Raw genomic sequence first — 17,645 nt, 5'->3', positions numbered from 1 at the left:
CTCCAAGGGCTTCCCTTCTTGAAGAAACGTCGTTATAGTTATGTTCTTGCTTGACGACGCAGCGGTCTTGAAGAAGACGGCGAAATCGGAAGAGTACAAATCGGGGTGTAGCTTAGCCTGGTAGAGCGCTACGTTCGGGACGTAGAGGCCGGAGGTTCGAATCCTCTCACCCCGACCAGATTTTGAAAAAACCGTGCACCATGTGCACGGTTTTTTTTCGTCCGGCCGCCGCGGCCCCTCGTGTCGCGCACGACACATCACGGTCGCCGGCCTCTGCTATATTTCCCCCATCCCTGTCCTTCACTGCTCCTTCCAACGCGTGGACCAAATTCCCTTATGGGCGCAAATCGGCGCCGTCTTCCTGCTTCTCCTCTGTTCCAGCTTCTTTTCCATTTCCGAGACCGCGATGATGGCGCTCAATCGCCATCGGCTGAAGCATCTCGCCGGCCAGGGTGCGCTCGGCGCGAAAACCACGCAGGGGTTGCTGACGCGCACTGACCTGCTGCTCAGCGTGATCCTGATCGGCAACAACCTGTTCAACACGATCATCCCGGTCCTGACGACGTCGCTCGCGCTCCATACGTTCGGCCGCAACAATCTCGCGCTGTCGATCGCGACCGGCATCGTCGCGTTCCTGATCATCGTGTTCGCCGAAATCGCGCCGAAGATCGTCGGCGCAACCTTCCCCGAACGCATCGCACTGCCCGCGAGCCTCGTGATCGCGCCGCTGATGCGCGTGTTCAAGCCGGTCGTCTGGTTCGTCAACGCACTCGCGAACGGCGTGCTGTGGGTGCTGCGCATCAACACGAAGAAGGGCCGCGACCAGCGGATGTCGGCCGACGAGCTGCGGGCCATCGTGCTCGAGTCGAGCAGTTTCATGCCGACCAAGCACCGCAGCATCCTGCTCAACCTGTTCGACCTCGAGAACATCACGGTCGACGACGTGATGGTGCCGCGCCGCCAGATCGAGTCGCTCAACTTCTACGCGCCGCTCGACGACGTCCTGCACCAGCTCGAAACCTGCTATCACAACCGGCTCGTCGTCTACGAAGGCGACATCGACAAGGTGCTCGGCGTGCTGCACGTCCGCAAGACGCTGACCGCGCTGCACAACCAGGAGTTCGACCGCGAGACGCTGCGCACGCTGCTCGCCGAGCCGTACTACGTGCCGTCGGGCACGCCGGTGGTCCAGCAGCTCCAGTTTTTCCAGGAAACGCGGCAGCGGACCGCGCTCGTCGTCAACGAGTACGGCGAACTCGAAGGGCTCGTCACGCCCGAAGACATCATCGAGGAGCTGATCGGCGAATTCACGACATCAATGCCGCGCAGCGAACGCGCGGGCGGCTGGGACGAGAACGGCGAATGCATCGTCTCGGCGAGCATGCCGCTGCGCGAACTGAATCGCTGGCTGCACCTGAAGCTGCCGACCGACGGGCCGAAGACGCTGAACGGGCTGGTCCTCGAAATCCTCGAGGAAATTCCGGAAGACGACGTGTGCCTGAAAATCGGCGACGTGATGCTCGAGGTGATGCGCAGCGACGATCAGGCCGTGCGCACCGTCAAGCTCTTCAAGCCGCGCGGCTCGCGCACCGCACGCGCCGCCGCGCGTTAGCCGAACGGCCGACTGCCGGCGCCGCCCGCGACGCGCGACCATCTGCTGGTCACGGTCAACTGGCGGCCAGCGTGCCGGCTCACATGCATTTCACTCCTCCCGGGGCGCCGCTGCGCACGCAGCCGCCGCCCGCTCATTCCGATGCAACGCCCGTCACCGCACCGCGCGCGCTCGACGCGGCCCAGCTCGACGACGCGCCGGCCGTGCGGCTGCTGACGGACACGCTTCACGCGGCACGCGTGCGCGACGCATCCGACATCCACGTCGAACCGTTCGAAGCCGGCTGGCGCATCCGCCTGCGCATCGATGGCGTGCTGCACGAACATGCGCGGCCACCTCTTCATCTGCGCGACGCGCTCGTCACGCGGATCAAGGTGCTCGCACGCATGGACATCGCCGAGCGACGGCTCCCGCAGGACGGCAGGCTGCGCATCGCGATCGACGGTGGTACGCGCGGCGACTACCGCGTCAGTTCGCTGCCGACGTTGTTCGGTGAAAAACTCGTGCTGCGGCGCCTCGAAACCCTGCCGACCGACCTCACGCTCGCCCGTCTCGGCTTCGACGCGCAACAGGCGGCCGCGATGGAAGCCGCGATACGCGCACCGCATGGCCTCGTGCTCGTCACGGGCCCGACCGGCAGCGGCAAGACGCTGTCGCTCTACTGCGCGCTGCAGATGCTCGATCGCGACGCGCACAACGTCTGCACGGTGGAGGATCCCGCCGAGATCCAGCTCGACGGCATCAGCCAGGTCGGCGTCGCCGAAAAGGCGGGGCTCACGTTCGCGACGGCACTGCGCGCGCTGCTGCGGCAGGATCCGGACATCATCATGGTCGGCGAGATTCGCGATGCGGAGACGGCCGACGTCGCGATCAAGGCCGCGCAGACCGGCCATCTTGTGCTGTCGACACTGCACACGAACGACGCGCCGGCCGCCGTCGCGCGGCTGCTCGACATCGGGGTCGCTCCATACAACCTCGCGGCCGCGCTGCACCTCGTCACCGCGCAGCGCCTCGTCCGGCGGCTGTGCACTACCTGCCGCATGCACTCGGACGCACCGGTGCCCGTATTGCACGACGCCGGCTGCGACCCGGCTGCTCTCGCCGCGGGATGGCGGCCGTTCGTCGCGCGAGGCTGTTCGGCCTGTCACGGCATCGGCTATCGCGGCCGCATCGGCCTGCATCAGACGATGCCGGTATCGCCCCGGCTGGCGGAACGCATCGTCGCCCGGGCAAGCGTCGGCGAACTCGCGCAATGCGCGGCGGCCGAAGGCGTGCGCAGTTTGCGCGACGCGGCGTTCGCGCGTGTCCGGGACGGCACGACGAGCATCGCGGAGGCCATCGCCGCGACACCTGCGGCATGAGCATGCGCACAACGCCGCGCGAAAGCCGCTTCGCATGGCGCGGCCGCCATCGCGACGGCACGCCACGCCGCGGGATCACCATCGCGTTCGACGCCGCGAGTGCACGCGCCGCGCTCGCACGCGACGGCATCGCAGTCCTGTCGCTCGACATCCGCGGGCCGGCCCGGCCGCCAACGGCCGGCACGCGGGACGTCACGCGCTTCACGCGCCAGCTCGCGAGCCTCCTGCAGGCCGGGTTGCCGCTCGCGCCGTCGCTCGAGATGCTCGCGCGCACGCGGCCACGCGACGGCCTGCCGCGCATCGCCGCCGGTCTCGCACGCGAGATCGTCGGCGGCCATCGCTTCGCCGATGCACTCGCACGCTATCCGGCGCAGTTCGGCACACTGTATCGCCAGCTGATCGAGGTCGGCGAAGCGTCAGGCTCGCTCGGCGTCGTGCTGACCCGGGTCGCGGAGCACCGCGAGCGCGCCGACGCGCAATGGCGCAAGCTGCGGGCCGCGCTTGCCTATCCGGCGGCCGTCATCCTGTTCGGGCTCGCGATCTCGGCCGCGTTGATGGTGTGGGTCGTACCGACGTTCCGCCAGATCTTCGACGGTTTCGGCGCCGCGCTGCCGGCACCGACCCGTGCGCTGCTCGCGTTGTCCTCGGCACTGTCGGCGTGGGGCGGTGTGCTGGTTGCCGGTACGGCGGCAGTCGCGCTGGCCGCCCATCGCGCGCTACGGCTGTCGGCACCGCTGCGCCACGCCGTCGCGCGGCGCCTGCTGCAGGTCCCGCTCGCGGGGAGCGCGATGAGCCGGTTCGCGGCCGCGCGCTGGTGCCGATCGCTGGCGACGCTGCTCGGCGCCGGCGTGCCGCTCGCAGACGCCTTCACCACGCTCGAACGCACGGCCGGCCATCCCGTGTTCGAGCGCGCTACCGCCCACATCGCCGCCCACGTGCTGCGCGGCGCGCGTCTCGCGGACGCGATGCAGTCGGCCGGCTGCTTTCCGGACGATGTCGTGCAGCCGATCGCCGTCGCCGAGGAGACCGGTGCGCTCGACACGATGCTCGCCGACATCGCCGCGCTGTGCGAGCGCCAGCTCGACGCGCATCTCGATACGCTCGCCGCGCTCGGCGAACCGCTGATCGTGATCGTACTGGGCGCACTCGTCGGCGGCCTCGTGATCGCGATGTACCTGCCCATCCTTCAGCTCGGCAACGTGGTGTAGCATCGCAACCGATTCTGTCGCCTTTTAAGTCCGAACCTTGAGCCTCATGACGCCAGCGCCCTTGTCCGCCGTTACCGATTCGCCCGAGAGCACGCTGCTCGCGCTGGCGATGCTGCCGCCCGCGCTGCAGTACGCGTTCGCGGTCGTCATCGGCCTGTGCGTCGGCAGCTTCCTGAACGTGGTCGTGCACCGGCTGCCCGTGATGATGCAGCGCGCATGGCAGGCCGAGATCGACGAAGCGACCGGCAACACGCGTGCCACGCACGAAGACGGCTACCCGCCGCGCTACGATCTGTGGCGCCCGCGCAGCGCTTGCCCGCATTGCGGCCACGTGCTGCGCGCATGGGAAAACATCCCGCTCGTCAGCTACCTGGTCCTGCGCGGGCGCTGCCGACGCTGCGGCCACGCGATCGGCATCCGTTATCCGCTCGTCGAACTCGCATGCGCGCTGCTTGCCGCCGGCTCGCTTGCGGCATTCGGCCCGACCGTCGCCGCGCTCGCCGCGTTCGCGCTGTGCGCCGCGCTGCTCGCGATGAGCGCGATCGATATCCGGACCGGCTACCTGCCCGACTCGATGACGCTGCCGCTCCTCTGGGCCGGGCTCGTGCTGAACCTCGGCGGCACGTTCACATCGCTGCGCTCGGCCGTGATCGGGGCCATGGCCGGCTACCTGTTCCTGTGGTCGGTCTACTGGCTGTTCAAATGGCTGCGCGGCATCGAGGGCATCGGTTTCGGCGACCTGAAACTGCTCGCGGCGCTCGGCGCATGGATGGGCTGGGCCGCACTGCCGCAGGTCGTGCTGTTCGCCGCGGTGACGGGCGCAGTCGTCGGGCTCGTCGCGACCTGGCGCGGTCGCATGCGCTTCGAGGAGCCGATTCCGTTCGGCCCGTTCCTCGCGGCAGGCGGCGTCGCGACGCTGTTTTTCGGCACCCCTTTCTATTCGGCGCTCGGAGGCTGACATGTTCGCAATTGGACTCACCGGCGGCATCGGCAGCGGCAAGACGACCGTCGCCGACCTGTTTGCCGCCCGAGGCGCATCGCTGGTCGATACCGATCTGATCGCCCATCGCATCACCGCGCCGGGCGGCCTCGCGATGCCCGCGATCGAACAGGCATTCGGCCGCGGCTTCGTTGCTGCCGACGGCTCGCTCGACCGCGCGCAGATGCGCGCACTGATCTTCAGCGACGACGACGCGCGTCGGCGCCTCGAAGCGATCACGCACCCGCTGATCCGGGCGGAGACCGATCGTGAGGCGCGCGAAGCGCAGGGCCCATACGTGATGTTCGTCGTGCCGCTGCTCGTCGAATCCGGCAACTGGAAGGCGCGCTGCGATCGCGTGCTCGTCGTCGACTGTCCGGTCGAAACGCAGATCGCTCGCGTGATGCGGCGCAACGACTTCACGCGCGAGCAGGTCGAGGCGATCATCGCGCGGCAGGCGTCGCGCGAGGCCCGCCTCGCGGCGGCCGACGACATCATCGTCAACGACGCGACGACGCCCGATGCGCTCGCCGCGCAGGTCGATGCACTGCACCAACGCTATCTCGGGTTCGCGGCCGCCGCGCACTGAGCCTCGCGCGCGATCGTGATGGTGTACGAAATTGGCGCGTTGCTAGGGTAGAGCGTGGGCATTAGAATGTCCTGCATTGTTTCAATCCCTACCCAAGAGGCGAGCGCGCTTGATTCTTTACGAGTATCCGTTCAACGAGCGAATTCGCACGCTGTTGCGCCTCGAAGATCTCTTCGAGCGCTTCGCGTTCTTTTTGGCTCAGGAGGACCCGCGTGAACACCACGTCGCGCTGACGACGCTGTTCGAAATCGCCGAGGTAACGGGCCGCGCGGACCTGAAATCGGATCTGATGAAGGAGCTCGAACGTCAACGTCAGACGCTCGCCCCCTTTCGCGGCAATCCGGGCATCGAGCAGAACGCGCTCGAAGCCGTGCTCGGTGAAATCGAGCAGACGCTCGCGAATCTCGCGCAGATGCAGGGCAAGACCGGGCAGCACCTCGTCGACAACGAATGGCTCGCCAGCATCCGCAGCCGTGCGGTGATTCCGGGCGGCACGTGCAAGTTCGACCTGCCGTCGTACTACGCATGGCAGCAATGGCCCGCCGAGCAGCGGCGCCAGGACATCGCGAAATGGATCCTGCCGATGCTGCCGCTGCGCGATGCCGCTGCGATCGTGCTGCGGCTCGCGCGCGAATCGGGTCAGGCGTCGAAGGTCATGGCGATGCAGGGCAGCTACCAGCAGATGCTGTCCGGCCGCACCTACCAGTTGATGCAGGTGCGCGTGGCGCCGGAATTGCGCGTCATCCCCGAGGCAAGCGCCAACAAATACATGCTGTGGGTACGGTTCACCATGCAGGACGGCGACGTGCGGCCGCGAGCGGTGGACATCGACGTGCCGTTCCATCTGACACTGTGCAATCTGTAACGGCCGCGTGCCGGTTCAACGCTTTCGTATGACTACCGTCGTGAAATGTCCTTCGTGCGGCGCGGAAGTGCGCTGGACGCCTGAAAACAAGTTCCGTCCCTTCTGTTCGGCCCGCTGCAAGCAGCTCGACCTCGGCGCATGGGCCGCGGAAAAGTATCGGATCGGCGGTTCCTCCGACGAGGGTCCGTCATCGGAAGAAGACGGCACGGACAACCGCCGCGACAGCTGAGCGGCGCGCAGCGCCGCCGTCCGCCGTGCCGCCCGCCGATCTGGCCCGCGTTTCAGGTGGGCCGCCACGGCGTCATTGCGACGCCGCTTCCTTCTCGAGCAGTTCGAGCACCGGCAGCGCCGCCGGCAACAGCGGCGCGACTTCGACCGGCAGTTGCTGCCACACGAACGCCTGCCCTTCCTTGCTGTGCGGCTCGCCCGTCCAGCCCGTCACCTTGCAGAAATAGAGCCGCACGTACGCATGCGGATAATCGTGCTCGAGCGTGTGCCAGCGGTGGCTGGCAGTGACTTCGATGCCGAGTTCCTCGTGCAGCTCGCGCGCCAGCGCGTCCTCAACGCTTTCGCCGGCCTCCAGCTTGCCGCCCGGGAACTCCCAGTAACCTTCATACGGCTTGCCCTTCAGCCGCTGCGCGAGCAGATACCGGCCGTCCGGCTGCACCATCACGCCGACCGCGACTTCCGTCACCTTGCGGCCGTCCGGCGCCCGCACGGCGCCCTGCGCCTGATCCGCGCTCATGCTTGCTCCTTGCGACCCGACCAGTCCCGCGCAAACTGCCACGCCACGCGCCCCGACCGCGAGCCGCGCTCGAGCGCCCACACGAGCGCATCGCCGCGTGCGGACTCGATCTCCGCATCCGGGCAACCGAAATGACGCAGCCAGTGCCCGACGATGTCGAGATAGTCGTCCTGCTTGAACGGATAGAAGCTGACCCACAGACCGAAGCGCTCCGACAGCGAGATCTTCTCCTCGACGACTTCGCCGGGGTGAATCTCGCCATCCGGGAGATGCTTGTACGTCTCGTTGTCGCTCATGTACTCGGGCAGCAGATGGCGGCGGTTCGACGTCGCGTAGATCAGCACGTTGTCCGACTGCGCGGCGATCGAGCCGTCGAGCGCAACCTTCAGCGCCTTGTAGCCCGACTCGCCTTCCTCGAACGACAGGTCGTCGCAGAACACGATGAAACGCTCGGGACGCTGCGAGATCAGGTCGACGATGTCGCCGAGATCGTGCAGGTCGTCCTTGTCGACTTCGATCAGACGCAGCCCGTCCTTCGCATACGCGTTCAGGCACGCCTTGATCAGCGACGACTTGCCGGTACCGCGCGCGCCGGTCAGCAGCACGTTGTTCGCCGGCTTCTGCTGCACGAACTGCCGCGTGTTCTGGTCGATCAGCCCTTTCTGGCGATCGATGTTGTGGAGGTCGTCGAGCGTGATCGACGACACGGCCGGCACCGGCTGCAGATAACCGCGCCCCTGGCGCTTGCGCCAGCGGAATGCGTGTGCGGCATTCCAGTCGACCGCTGCCTGCGCGGGCGGCAACATCCCCTCGAGACGACCGAGCAGCGCTTCCGCGCGCGTCAGAAACTGTTCAAGCTTGTCCATGTCGTTCAGGCACTCCCGATCAGGAGCGGTAATCCGCGTTGATGCTCACGTAGTCGTGCGACAGGTCGCACGTCCAGATGGTGGCCTGTGCGTCGCCGCGGCCAAGCAGCACGCGGATCGTGATTTCGCTCTGCTTCATCACGCGCTGGCCGTCCTCTTCCTGGTAAGCCGGGTTGCGGCCGCCCGCCTTCGCGACGAGCACATCGTCGAGATAGAGGTCGATCTTGCCGACGTCGAGATCCGCGACGCCCGCGTAGCCGATCGCCGCGAGAATCCGGCCGAGGTTGGGGTCGGATGCGTAGAAGGCGGTCTTCACGAGCGGCGAATGGCCGATCGCGTAAGCGATCTGGCGGCATTCCGCGACGCTCTTGCCGCCTTCGACCTGCACCGTCATGAATTTCGTCGCACCTTCGCCATCGCGCACGATCAGTTGCGACAGCACCTGCGCGACTTCCGTCACCGCATCGCGCAGCGCCGCATAGGCCGGCGAATCCGTCGACGTGATCGCCGGCAGCGTGCTCTTGCCCGACGCGATCAGGATGAACGAGTCGTTCGTCGACGTGTCGCCGTCGATCGTGATGCAGTTGAACGAGCGGTCGGCCACTTCCTTCACGAGCGTGTCGAGCACCGGCTGCGCGACGTTCGCGTCGAACGCGAGGAAGCCCAGCATCGTCGCCATGTTCGGCTTGATCATGCCGGCGCCCTTGCTGATGCCCGTCAGCGTGACCGTGTGACCGTCGATCGTCACCTGGCGGGACGTGGCCTTCGGCAGCGTATCGGTCGTCATGATCGCCTGCGCGGCGTCGAACCAGTTCGCGGCCTTGCGGTTCGCGAGCGCGGCCGGCAGGCCGGCCTTCAGGCGATCGATCGGCAGCGGCTCGAGGATCACGCCGGTCGAGAACGGCAGCACCTGCGCCGGCTCGATGCCCGCGAGACGCGCGAGTTCCGTGCAGGTCTCGCGTGCGTTCACGAGGCCCGGCTCGCCGGTGCCCGCATTTGCATTGCCCGTATTCACGACCAGCGCGCGAACGCCCGCGCCGCCCGCCCGTACCTTCGCCAGATGCTCGCGGCAGACGGTGACCGGCGCTGCGCAGAAACGGTTTTCGGTGAATACGCCCGCGACCGTCGCGCCCTCGTCGACGGAGATGACCAGCACGTCCTTGCGATTCGGCTTGCGGATGTTCGCTTCCGCCCAGCCGAGCGTGACGCCGGCGACGGGATGCAGTTGGGCGGGATCGATCGACGGAAAATTGACAGCCATGGGGCACACCTGCCGGATGGAAAATGCCGGCACGTGCCGGCATCGATTGGAAGAACCGGCGGCCGCATGCGCGGGCCGCCGCAACTCACATCACGCGCTCGAAGCTGCGAACCGAGCGGCGCGCGTCGCGCGCGCCGCCGTCGATCATGACAGCTTCCCGTGACATTGCTTGTACTTCTTGCCGCTGCCGCACGGGCACGGGTCGTTGCGGCCGACCTTCGGCATTTCGCCGCCGGGGCCGCTGTGCGTCATCGCGCTGCCAACCATGTCGGCCGTTGCCGTGGCCGCCGCGGCAGCCGTAACGTTCGCCACCGGCGCACCGGCTTCCGCGTAATCGGCGTGCTGGTACTCGACGTTCTCGAGATGACCTGCGCGCTCCTCGATCTGCTCGGCCGCTTCCTCGAGCTGTTCCGGCGACTGGATCTGCACGTTCATCACGACGCGCGTGACTTCCTGCTTGATCGCCTCGAGCATCGCGGCGAACAGCTCGAACGCTTCGCGCTTGTATTCCTGCTTCGGGTTCTTCTGCGCATAGCCGCGCAGGTGGATGCCCTGACGTAGATGGTCGAGCGCCGCGAGGTGCTCGCGCCACAGGCGGTCGACCGTCTGCAGCATCACCGAGCGCTCGAATGCGCTGAACGATTCGCGGCCGACCATCGCGACCTTCGCCTCGTACTGCTCGTCGGCGGCCGTCATCACGGCGTCGAGAATCTCCTCGGCCGTAATCGACGACGACTCGTTCACCATTTCCTGGATCGCGAGGTCGAGCTGCCAGTCGTTGCGCAGCGCTTCCTCGAGCTCGGGCACGTCCCACTGCTCCTCGATGCTGCCTTCCGGCACGAACTGGCGGACGACTTCGGCGATCACGCCGTGACGCATCGCGGAGATCGTCTCGGTGATGTCGTGCGCTTCGAGCAGCTCGTTGCGTTGCTGGTAGATGACCTTGCGCTGGTCGTTCGACACGTCGTCGTATTCGAGCAGCTGCTTGCGGATGTCGAAGTTGCGCGCTTCGACCTTGCGCTGCGCGGACTCGATCGAGCGCGTGACGATGCCGGCCTCGATCGCCTCGCCTTCCGGCATCTTCAGGCGATCCATGATCGAACGCACGCGGTCGCCCGCGAAGATGCGCAGCAGCGGATCGTCGAGCGACAGGTAGAAGCGCGACGAGCCCGGATCGCCCTGGCGGCCCGCACGGCCGCGCAGCTGGTTGTCGATCCGGCGCGATTCGTGGCGCTCGGTGCCGATGATGTGCAGGCCGCCAGCGGCCTTCACCTGCTCGTGCAGCGTTTCCCACTCGTCGTGCAACTGCTGGATGCGGCGCGCCTTTTCGTCGGCCGGGATCGCGTCGTCGGCCTCGATGAACGCGGCCTGCTTCTCGGCATTGCCGCCGAGCACGATGTCGGTACCGCGGCCGGCCATGTTGGTCGCGATCGTGACGCGCTTCGGACGGCCGGCTTCCGCGACGATCGCCGCTTCGCGCTCGTGCTGCTTCGCGTTCAGCACCTCATGCGGCAGCCCGGCCTGCTTCAGCAGGTGCGACAGCAGTTCCGAGTTCTCGATCGACGTCGTGCCGACCAGCACCGGCTGGCCGCGCTCGTAGCAGTCGCGGATATCGCGGATCACCGCGTCGTAGCGCTCCTTGGCCGTCTTGTAGATCTGGTCCTGCTTGTCGATCCGCTTCGGCGGGCGGTTGGTCGGGATCACGACCGTCTCGAGGCCGTAGATCTCGTTGAATTCGTACGCTTCGGTGTCCGCGGTACCGGTCATGCCGGCCAGCTTCGCGTACATCCGGAAGTAGTTCTGGAACGTGATCGACGCGAGCGTCTGGTTCTCGCTCTGGATCTTCACGTGTTCCTTCGCCTCGACCGCCTGGTGCAGGCCGTCGGACCAGCGGCGGCCGGCCATCAGGCGGCCCGTGAATTCGTCGACGATGACCACTTCGCCGTTCTGCACGACGTAGTGCTGATCCTTGTGGAACAGCGTGTGTGCGCGCAGCGCCGCGTACACGTGGTGCATCAGCGTGATGTTCTGCGGCGCGTACAGGCTCTCGCCCTCGCCGATCAGGCCCCATTCGGCGAGCAGGCGCTCGGCCTTCTCGTGGCCCGATTCTGTCAGGAACACCTGGCGGGCCTTCTCGTCGAGCGTGTAGTCGCCCGGCTTCTCGACACCCGTGCCGTCGGCCTTCTCTTCGCCGATCTGGCGCTCGAGCAGCGGCGGCAGTGCGTTCATCCGCACGTACAGCTCGGTGTGATCCTCGGCCTGGCCCGAAATGATCAGCGGCGTGCGCGCTTCGTCGATCAGGATCGAGTCCACTTCGTCGACGACCGCGAAGTTCAGTGCCCGCTGCACACGCGCGTCGGTCTCGTAGACCATGTTGTCGCGCAGGTAGTCGAAGCCGAACTCGTTGTTCGTGCCGTACGTGATGTCCGCCGCGTAAGCCTGCTGCTTCTGGTCGTGCTCCATGCCGGACAGGTTGATGCCGACCGACAGACCGAGGAAGTTGTAGAGGCGCGCCATCCATTCGGCGTCGCGCTGCGCGAGGTAATCGTTGACGGTCACGACGTGCACGCCGCGGCCGGCCAGCGCGTTCAGGTACACGGGCAGCGTCGCGACGAGCGTCTTGCCTTCGCCGGTGCGCATTTCCGCGATCTTGCCGTAGTGGAGCACCATGCCGCCGATCATCTGCACGTCGAAGTGCCGCATCTTCAGCACGCGGCGGCTCGCCTCGCGGCAGACCGCGAAGGCCTCGGGCAGCAGCTTGTCGAGCGACTCGCCGGCCGCGACCCGCTGGCGGAATTCATCCGTCTTGCCGCGCAACTGGTCGTCCGTCAGCTTCTCGATCTGCGTTTCGAGCGCATTGATCGTCGCGACGGTCTTTTGGTATTGCTTGACGAGCCGCTGGTTGCGGCTGCCAAAAATTTTCTGGAGAAAACCGGTTGTCATCGGATCGGATCCTGCGTCGCAGCACCGGCGCCCGGCGCGTGTTGCGCGCCCCGACGCCCGAGCCTCGGCGGCTTAGCGAATTAGTGGACTCAAACGTCGAATTTTAGCACGCGGGGAAGCGCGCGCCCGTGTCTCGGCCGGACGGGCACTGCGCGCCGACGGCCGGGCCCACGGGGCGAAAGCCGCCCGTGCACGGGTCCGCGCGGGTACAATCGGCGTCAACGTCCGCGCGCGTGCGCGCCCGAAGAATGTCTCGATGAACCGATTTTCCAAGCGTTTCGGCCCGCTCGCCGCCTATCGCCCGCAACCCGTGTCCGAAGTGCTCGGCCGCACCGACGCGTTCGCGGCACTGCGCGCCGGCGTCGAGCAGATCGCATCGCTGCAGCGCGATCTTGCCGCGCTCCTGCCCGATTACCTGGCGAACCACGTCGAACCCGGCTTCGTGAAGGACGGCACCCTGACCCTCTTTGCCGCGCACAATGCGCTGGCCGCGCGGCTGCGGCAGGTCGAGCCGCGGCTGCTCGGCGATCTGCAAAAGCGCGGCTGGCCGGTCTCGACGCTGCGCGTGCGCGTGCGCCCGAAGGATGCGCCGGAGCCGCCGCACGTGAAGCAGGCGCGGATGACGTCGGTCGGCGCGGCCGCGTTGCGGGATCTGGCCGATCATCTCGAACCGTCGCCGCTGCAGGCCGCGCTTGCGCGAATGGCGGCCCGGCACGGCGCAAAGCCGCGCTGACGGCCTGCGCCGCCGGCATCGTCCGGCCAACAAAAAAGCAGCCCGAAGGCTGCTTTTTTGTTGCTTGCGCCGAACGCAGTTCAGGCGAAGGCCGTCTGCGCGTCGAACGCGAAACCCTTCGGCGCGGCTTGCGGATCGTCGAACGTGACGATCTCGTACGCATCTTCGTTCGCGAGCAGCTCACGCAGCAGCGCGTTGTTCAGCCCGTGGCCCGACTTGTACGCCGTGTACGACGCCAGCAGCGGATGGCCGATCACGTACAGGTCGCCGATCGCGTCGAGCATCTTGTGCTTCACGAACTCGTCGTCGTAGCGCAGCCCGTCGTTGTTCAGGATGCGGTACTCGTCGAGCACGATCGCATTTTCCATGCTGCCGCCGCGGGCGAGGCCCATCTCGCGCAGCATCTCGGCCTCGTGCGCGAAACCGAACGTGCGTGCGCGCGCGATCTCGCGCACATACGACGTATTCGCGAAATCGACTTCGAGCTCCTGGCCGGTCTTGTCGACGGCCGGGTGACGGAAGTCGATCGAGAATTTCAGCTTGAAGCCGAAGTACGGATCGAGACGCGCGAACTTGTCGCCGTCACGGATTTCGACCGTCTTCTTCACCTTGACGAAGCGCTTCGGCGCGTTCTGTTCCTCGATCCCTGCGGACTGGATCAGGAACACGAAGGTCGCCGCGCTGCCGTCCATGATCGGGATTTCCTCGGCCGTCACGTCGACATAGAGGTTGTCGATGCCGAGGCCGGCGCATGCCGACATCAGGTGCTCGACGGTCGACACACGCACGCCATCCTTCTGCAGCACCGACGCGAGCCGCGTATCGCCGATCGACGTCGCCGCGGCGGGAATGTCGACGGGCGTGGGAAGGTCGACGCGGGAGAACACGATGCCCGTGCCCGGTGCGGCAGGACGGAGCGTCAGCTCGATCTTGCGGCCCGAGTGGACACCGATACCCACGGTCTTCACGATGGATTTGATGGTGCGCTGCTTCAGCATGATGTTCTTCGTCGTGATTGAAGATATCAATCAGGAGTTATATTCGATAGGGGGGATTATAGCGTAATTCCCTATTCAACGCAGTTTGAAACTGCGTATCAATCTGTTTCGGCTGTTTACCCTGCCGATACGGGACGGGCCGATGCCCGGAACGGAGGCGTTTCCGGTCATCAGCCCGTGTTACAACTGCCCTGAGGCCGGTGAGCAGCGTTGCCGGCAGGCAACGGCGCACCGCACGATCAGGACGTCAACGTCGCGAGAACACTCGCCGCATCGCTCACTTCGAATTTGCCCGGCGCCTCGACGGCCAGCGTCTTGACCACACCGCCGTCAATCACCATCGCGTAACGCAGGGAACGAATCCCCATGCCACGCGCGGACAAATCCTGTGTCAGCCCCAGCGCATGAGTGAAAGCCGCGCTGCCGTCCGCCATCATGCGCACCTTGCCCGCGGTGTGCAGATCACGTCCCCATGCGCCCATCACGAATGCGTCGTTGACGGACACGCACCAGATCTCGTCGATACCCGCCGCGCGCAGTTGCTCGGCGTGTTCGACGTAGCCCGGCACATGCTGCGCCGAACAGGTCGGCGTGAAAGCGCCCGGCAATCCGAAGATCACCACCCGCTTTCCCGCAACCTGATCGCGCACGCTGCAGGCGTTCGGCCCCAGCGTGCACCCTTCGCGCGCGTCGTCGATGTACTCGAACAGTTGCGCGTCGGGCAGCGCGTCGCCCACTTGAATCATGGCTGGTCCCTCATAGCGATACGGTTTTTCAGCGTGTCGCGGACAGCACGGCCCATCCCGCCCCGCTTGCGCGGAGAGGGCACGTTTCCCGGCCCGGCGTCGCAGCCGACGCGGCCTGTCGTGGTCCGTAGCATCCGTCACGCCGGCGATACCGCGGCAGTTTCGCCGCGGCTTCGCCTGTGTTTGCGTCAGTCAGCCTGCTTGCGCAGGAAAGCCGGGATGTCGTACGTGTCGACACCCTTCTCCTGCAGCGCCTGCACGTGCGATGCCGCGGTTTCACGCGAATTGCGCCACACCGCCGGCGTATCGAGTGCGCCGTAGTCGGCCGTGCTGACGTGATGCGCCGGTGCATAGCCGTGCGACACCGCGCTGACCGGCTGGTTGTCCGTACCCGTGCGCAGCAGCGTCATCGGTGCCGACTGCTGCTTCTTCGCCGCACGGCCCAGACCCGTTGCCACGACCGTCACGCGCAACGCATCGCCCATCGCGTCGTCGTACACCGCACCGAAGATCACCGTCGCATCTTCCGCCGCGTAGCTCTTGATCGTGTTCATCACTTCGCGCGTTTCCGACAGGCGCAGCGAACGGCTCGACGTGATGTTGACCAGCACGCCGCGCGCGCCCGACAGATCGACGCCTTCGAGCAGCGGGCTCGCCACGGCCTGTTCCGCCGCGAGGCGCGCGCGATCGACGCCGGCGACCGTCGCCGTGCCCATCATCGCCTTGCCCTGCTCGCCCATCACCGTCTTCACGTCTTCGAAGTCGACGTTCACGAGGCCATCGACGTTGATGATTTCAGCGATGCCTGCAACCGCGTTGTTCAACACGTCGTCCGCGCACTGGAAGCACTTGTCCATCTCGGCGTCGTCGCCCATCACGTCGAACAGCTTGTCGTTCAGCACGACGATCAGCGAGTCGACGTGATCCTCCAGTTGCTGCGAACCTGCTTCAGCGACGCGCATGCGCTTGCCGCCTTCGAACTCGAACGGCTTGCTGACGACACCGACCGTCAGGATGCCCATCTCCTTCGCGATCTGCGCGACCACCGGTGCCGCGCCCGTGCCCGTGCCGCCGCCCATGCCGGCCGTGATGAACACCATGTGCGCGCCGCGCAGTGCGTCGGCGATGCGCTCACGCGCTTCTTCCGCTGCCGCACGGCCCATTTCCGGCTTCGCACCGGCGCCGAGGCCCGTGTTGCCGAGCTGGATCACCGACGATGCGCGCGAACGCGACAGCGCCTGCGCATCCGTGTTCATCACGATGAAATCGACGCCCTGCACGCCGCGGTTGATCATGTGCTGGACGGCATTGCCGCCAGCGCCGCCAACGCCGACCACCTTGATGATGGTGCCGTTGGTCTCGGTTTCCAGCATTTCGAATTCCATGTTGCCTCCGTCAAGAGAAAAACTGCTAATCGGCCGTTATTCGGCAGGAGATCGGGCAACCCCCTGTCGCGCGCCAGCCGCCGGCACCAGCGCGAATTTCGAGATTCGGTTTGTCAGAAGTTGCTCAGGAACCATTCCTTCATCCGCGAGAACACCTGCCCCGCGTTGCCGGACTGCACGGCGACCTTGCGGCCGCGCATGCGCTGGGCACTGCCTTCGACGAGCAGCCCCATCGCCGTCGAGTAGCGCGGATTGCGCACGACGTCGGAGAGGCCGCCTGCATACTCCGGCGCGCCGATGCGCACCGGTTTCAGGAAAATGTCTTCGCCGAGCTCGACCATGCCGGGCATCATCGACGCACCGCCGGTAATGACCACGCCGGAGCTCAGGAGTTCTTCGTAACCGGATTCGCGCACGACCTGCTGCACGAGCGAGAACAGTTCCTCGACGCGCGGCTCGATCACGGCCGCGAGCGCCTGGCGCGACAGCGTGCGCGGGCCGCGTTCGCCGAGGCCCGGCACTTCCACCGTTTCGTCCGGATCGGCGAGCGCCTGCTTCGCGATCCCGTAGCCGACCTTGATGTCTTCCGCATCCGGCGTCGGCGTGCGCAGCGCCATCGCGATGTCGCTCGTGATCTGGTCGCCGGCGATCGGAATCACCGCGGTGTGGCGGATCGCGCCTTCGGCGAAGATCGCGATGTCCGTCGTGCCGCCGCCGATGTCGACCAGCACCACGCCGAGATCCTTCTCGTCTTCCGTCAGCACAGCCAGCGACGACGCGAGCGGCTGCAGGATCAGGTCGTTCACTTCCAGCCCGCAGCGGCGCACGCACTTGACGATGTTCTGCGCGGCGCTCACCGCGCCCGTCACGATGTGCACCTTCACCTCGAGGCGGATGCCGCTCATCCCGATCGGCTCGCGCACGTCTTCCTGGCCGTCGATGATGAATTCCTGCGTGAGGATGTGCAGCACCTGCTGGTCGGTCGGGATGTTGATCGCCTTCGCGGTCTCGATCACGCGCGCGACGTCGGTCTGCGTGACTTCCTTGTCCTTGATCGCGACCATCCCGCTCGAGTTGAAGCTGCGGATGTGGCTGCCGGCGATCCCCGTGAACACGTTGGTGATCTTGCAGTCGGCCATCAGCTCGGCTTCCTCGAGCGCGCGCTGGATCGACTGCACGGTGGCCTCGATGTTGACCACCACACCTTTCTTCAGACCCTTCGACTCGCTCTGGCCGAGACCGATCACCTCGTAGTGACCTTCGCCCTTCAGCTCGGCGACGATGGCCACCACCTTCGACGTGCCGATGTCGAGGGAAACCAGCAGATCCTTGTAGTCTTTGCTCATAAAGTGCT

At 66.4% G+C, this 17,645-nt stretch carries 16 protein-coding genes and 1 tRNA gene; 9 read left to right on the top strand and 8 right to left on the bottom strand.

Going from position 1 to position 17,645, the window contains the following annotated elements:
- Nucleotides 1-101 precede the first annotated feature (101 nt).
- The 8 genes from DPV79_RS29040 to DPV79_RS29005 all read left to right on the top strand — a co-directional run bounded on the left by DPV79_RS29040 (nt 102) and on the right by DPV79_RS29005 (nt 6,843).
- Nucleotides 102-178 (top strand) — tRNA-Pro (locus DPV79_RS29040).
- A gap of 141 nt (nt 179-319) precedes the next feature.
- Nucleotides 320-1,612, top strand: a complete 1,293-nt coding sequence (locus DPV79_RS29035; protein WP_021159896.1) for an HlyC/CorC family transporter — start codon at nt 320-322, stop codon at nt 1,610-1,612.
- Between the two features lie 83 nt (nt 1,613-1,695).
- Nucleotides 1,696-2,973: a GspE/PulE family protein gene (locus DPV79_RS29030; RefSeq protein WP_021159897.1), complete on the top strand. Its 1,278-nt coding sequence runs from the start codon at nt 1,696-1,698 to the stop codon at nt 2,971-2,973.
- Complete coding sequence (locus DPV79_RS29025) at nt 2,970-4,181, top strand: type II secretion system F family protein (protein WP_113047102.1); 1,212 nt, start codon at nt 2,970-2,972, stop codon at nt 4,179-4,181. The genes DPV79_RS29030 and DPV79_RS29025 overlap by 4 nt, the downstream gene beginning before the upstream one ends.
- A 46-nt stretch (nt 4,182-4,227) precedes the next feature.
- Nucleotides 4,228-5,139, top strand: coding sequence for a prepilin peptidase (locus DPV79_RS29020; protein ID WP_113047101.1), 912 nt, complete (start codon nt 4,228-4,230; stop codon nt 5,137-5,139).
- A gap of 1 nt (nt 5,140) precedes the next feature.
- A complete protein-coding gene (gene coaE, locus DPV79_RS29015) occupies nt 5,141-5,749 on the top strand; it encodes a dephospho-CoA kinase (protein WP_113047100.1) in 609 nt (202 codons plus the stop codon).
- Nucleotides 5,750-5,858: 109 nt separating this feature from the next.
- Nucleotides 5,859-6,614, top strand: coding sequence for a cell division protein ZapD (gene zapD, locus DPV79_RS29010; RefSeq protein ID WP_021159901.1), 756 nt, complete (start codon nt 5,859-5,861; stop codon nt 6,612-6,614).
- Between the two features lie 28 nt (nt 6,615-6,642).
- A complete protein-coding gene (locus DPV79_RS29005) occupies nt 6,643-6,843 on the top strand; it encodes a DNA gyrase inhibitor YacG (protein ID WP_021159902.1) in 201 nt (66 codons plus the stop codon).
- 72 nt (nt 6,844-6,915) lie between these two features.
- Here the strand turns inward: DPV79_RS29005 and DPV79_RS29000 are convergent, their stop codons facing one another.
- The 4 genes from DPV79_RS29000 to secA all read right to left on the bottom strand — a co-directional run bounded on the left by DPV79_RS29000 (nt 6,916) and on the right by secA (nt 12,429).
- A complete protein-coding gene (locus DPV79_RS29000) occupies nt 6,916-7,359 on the bottom strand; it encodes an NUDIX domain-containing protein (protein WP_021159903.1) in 444 nt (147 codons plus the stop codon).
- The gene (locus tag DPV79_RS28995; protein ID WP_021159904.1) at nt 7,356-8,225 is read right to left on the bottom strand and encodes an ATP-binding protein; all 870 of its coding nucleotides are present in this window, start codon (nt 8,223-8,225) and stop codon (nt 7,356-7,358) included. The genes DPV79_RS29000 and DPV79_RS28995 overlap by 4 nt, the downstream gene beginning before the upstream one ends.
- Before the next feature lie 19 nt (nt 8,226-8,244).
- Complete coding sequence (gene argJ, locus DPV79_RS28990) at nt 8,245-9,486, bottom strand: bifunctional glutamate N-acetyltransferase/amino-acid acetyltransferase ArgJ (protein WP_060344233.1); 1,242 nt, start codon at nt 9,484-9,486, stop codon at nt 8,245-8,247.
- Nucleotides 9,487-9,630: 144 nt separating this feature from the next.
- Entirely contained in the window at nt 9,631-12,429 is a 2,799-nt protein-coding gene (secA, locus tag DPV79_RS28985) for a preprotein translocase subunit SecA (protein ID WP_059484641.1), read from the bottom strand.
- 256 nt (nt 12,430-12,685) lie between these two features.
- On the opposite strand from secA, the gene DPV79_RS28980 reads away from it, so the two are divergent.
- The gene (locus DPV79_RS28980; RefSeq protein WP_021159908.1) at nt 12,686-13,162 is read left to right on the top strand and encodes a DciA family protein; all 477 of its coding nucleotides are present in this window, start codon (nt 12,686-12,688) and stop codon (nt 13,160-13,162) included.
- 80 nt (nt 13,163-13,242) lie between these two features.
- On the opposite strand, the gene lpxC is transcribed toward DPV79_RS28980, so the two are convergent.
- From lpxC to ftsA, 4 genes are all read right to left on the bottom strand, one after another.
- Entirely contained in the window at nt 13,243-14,160 is a 918-nt protein-coding gene (gene lpxC, locus DPV79_RS28975; protein ID WP_027788449.1) for a UDP-3-O-acyl-N-acetylglucosamine deacetylase, read from the bottom strand.
- A 239-nt stretch (nt 14,161-14,399) separates the two neighbouring features.
- The gene (locus DPV79_RS28970; protein ID WP_027788450.1) at nt 14,400-14,906 is read right to left on the bottom strand and encodes a peroxiredoxin; all 507 of its coding nucleotides are present in this window, start codon (nt 14,904-14,906) and stop codon (nt 14,400-14,402) included.
- Between the two features lie 188 nt (nt 14,907-15,094).
- A complete protein-coding gene (ftsZ, locus tag DPV79_RS28965) occupies nt 15,095-16,291 on the bottom strand; it encodes a cell division protein FtsZ (protein WP_021159911.1) in 1,197 nt (398 codons plus the stop codon).
- Nucleotides 16,292-16,404: 113 nt separating this feature from the next.
- The gene (gene ftsA, locus DPV79_RS28955) at nt 16,405-17,637 is read right to left on the bottom strand and encodes a cell division protein FtsA (RefSeq protein WP_113047099.1); all 1,233 of its coding nucleotides are present in this window, start codon (nt 17,635-17,637) and stop codon (nt 16,405-16,407) included.
- Between the last annotated feature and the right edge of the window lie 8 nt (nt 17,638-17,645).

Origin of the sequence: Burkholderia reimsis (assembly GCF_003294055.1) — a bacterium.
Taxonomy (GTDB): Bacteria; Pseudomonadota; Gammaproteobacteria; order Burkholderiales; family Burkholderiaceae; genus Burkholderia; species Burkholderia cepacia.
This window is presented reverse-complemented; position numbering and strand designations above follow the sequence as displayed.

Excerpts from the sequence above, each read along its gene's own strand:
- DPV79_RS28970 (WP_027788450.1), bottom strand. The coding sequence starts at position 14,906 with ATGATTCAAGTGGGCGACGCGCTGCCCGACGCGCAACTGTTCGAGTAC.
- ftsA (WP_113047099.1), bottom strand. The coding sequence starts at position 17,637 with ATGAGCAAAGACTACAAGGATCTGCTGGTTTCCCTCGACATCGGCACG.
- DPV79_RS29025 (WP_113047102.1), top strand. The coding sequence starts at position 2,970 with ATGAGCATGCGCACAACGCCGCGCGAAAGCCGCTTCGCATGGCGCGGC.
- DPV79_RS29005 (WP_021159902.1), top strand. The coding sequence starts at position 6,643 with ATGACTACCGTCGTGAAATGTCCTTCGTGCGGCGCGGAAGTGCGCTGG.
- ftsZ (WP_021159911.1), bottom strand. The coding sequence starts at position 16,291 with ATGGAATTCGAAATGCTGGAAACCGAGACCAACGGCACCATCATCAAG.
- coaE (WP_113047100.1), top strand. The coding sequence starts at position 5,141 with ATGTTCGCAATTGGACTCACCGGCGGCATCGGCAGCGGCAAGACGACC.
- DPV79_RS28980 (WP_021159908.1), top strand. The coding sequence starts at position 12,686 with ATGAACCGATTTTCCAAGCGTTTCGGCCCGCTCGCCGCCTATCGCCCG.
- DPV79_RS29030 (WP_021159897.1), top strand. The coding sequence starts at position 1,696 with ATGCATTTCACTCCTCCCGGGGCGCCGCTGCGCACGCAGCCGCCGCCC.
- DPV79_RS29000 (WP_021159903.1), bottom strand. The coding sequence starts at position 7,359 with ATGAGCGCGGATCAGGCGCAGGGCGCCGTGCGGGCGCCGGACGGCCGC.
- lpxC (WP_027788449.1), bottom strand. The coding sequence starts at position 14,160 with ATGCTGAAGCAGCGCACCATCAAATCCATCGTGAAGACCGTGGGTATC.
- DPV79_RS28995 (WP_021159904.1), bottom strand. The coding sequence starts at position 8,225 with ATGGACAAGCTTGAACAGTTTCTGACGCGCGCGGAAGCGCTGCTCGGT.
- argJ (WP_060344233.1), bottom strand. The coding sequence starts at position 9,486 with ATGGCTGTCAATTTTCCGTCGATCGATCCCGCCCAACTGCATCCCGTC.
- secA (WP_059484641.1), bottom strand. The coding sequence starts at position 12,429 with ATGACAACCGGTTTTCTCCAGAAAATTTTTGGCAGCCGCAACCAGCGG.
- DPV79_RS29020 (WP_113047101.1), top strand. The coding sequence starts at position 4,228 with ATGACGCCAGCGCCCTTGTCCGCCGTTACCGATTCGCCCGAGAGCACG.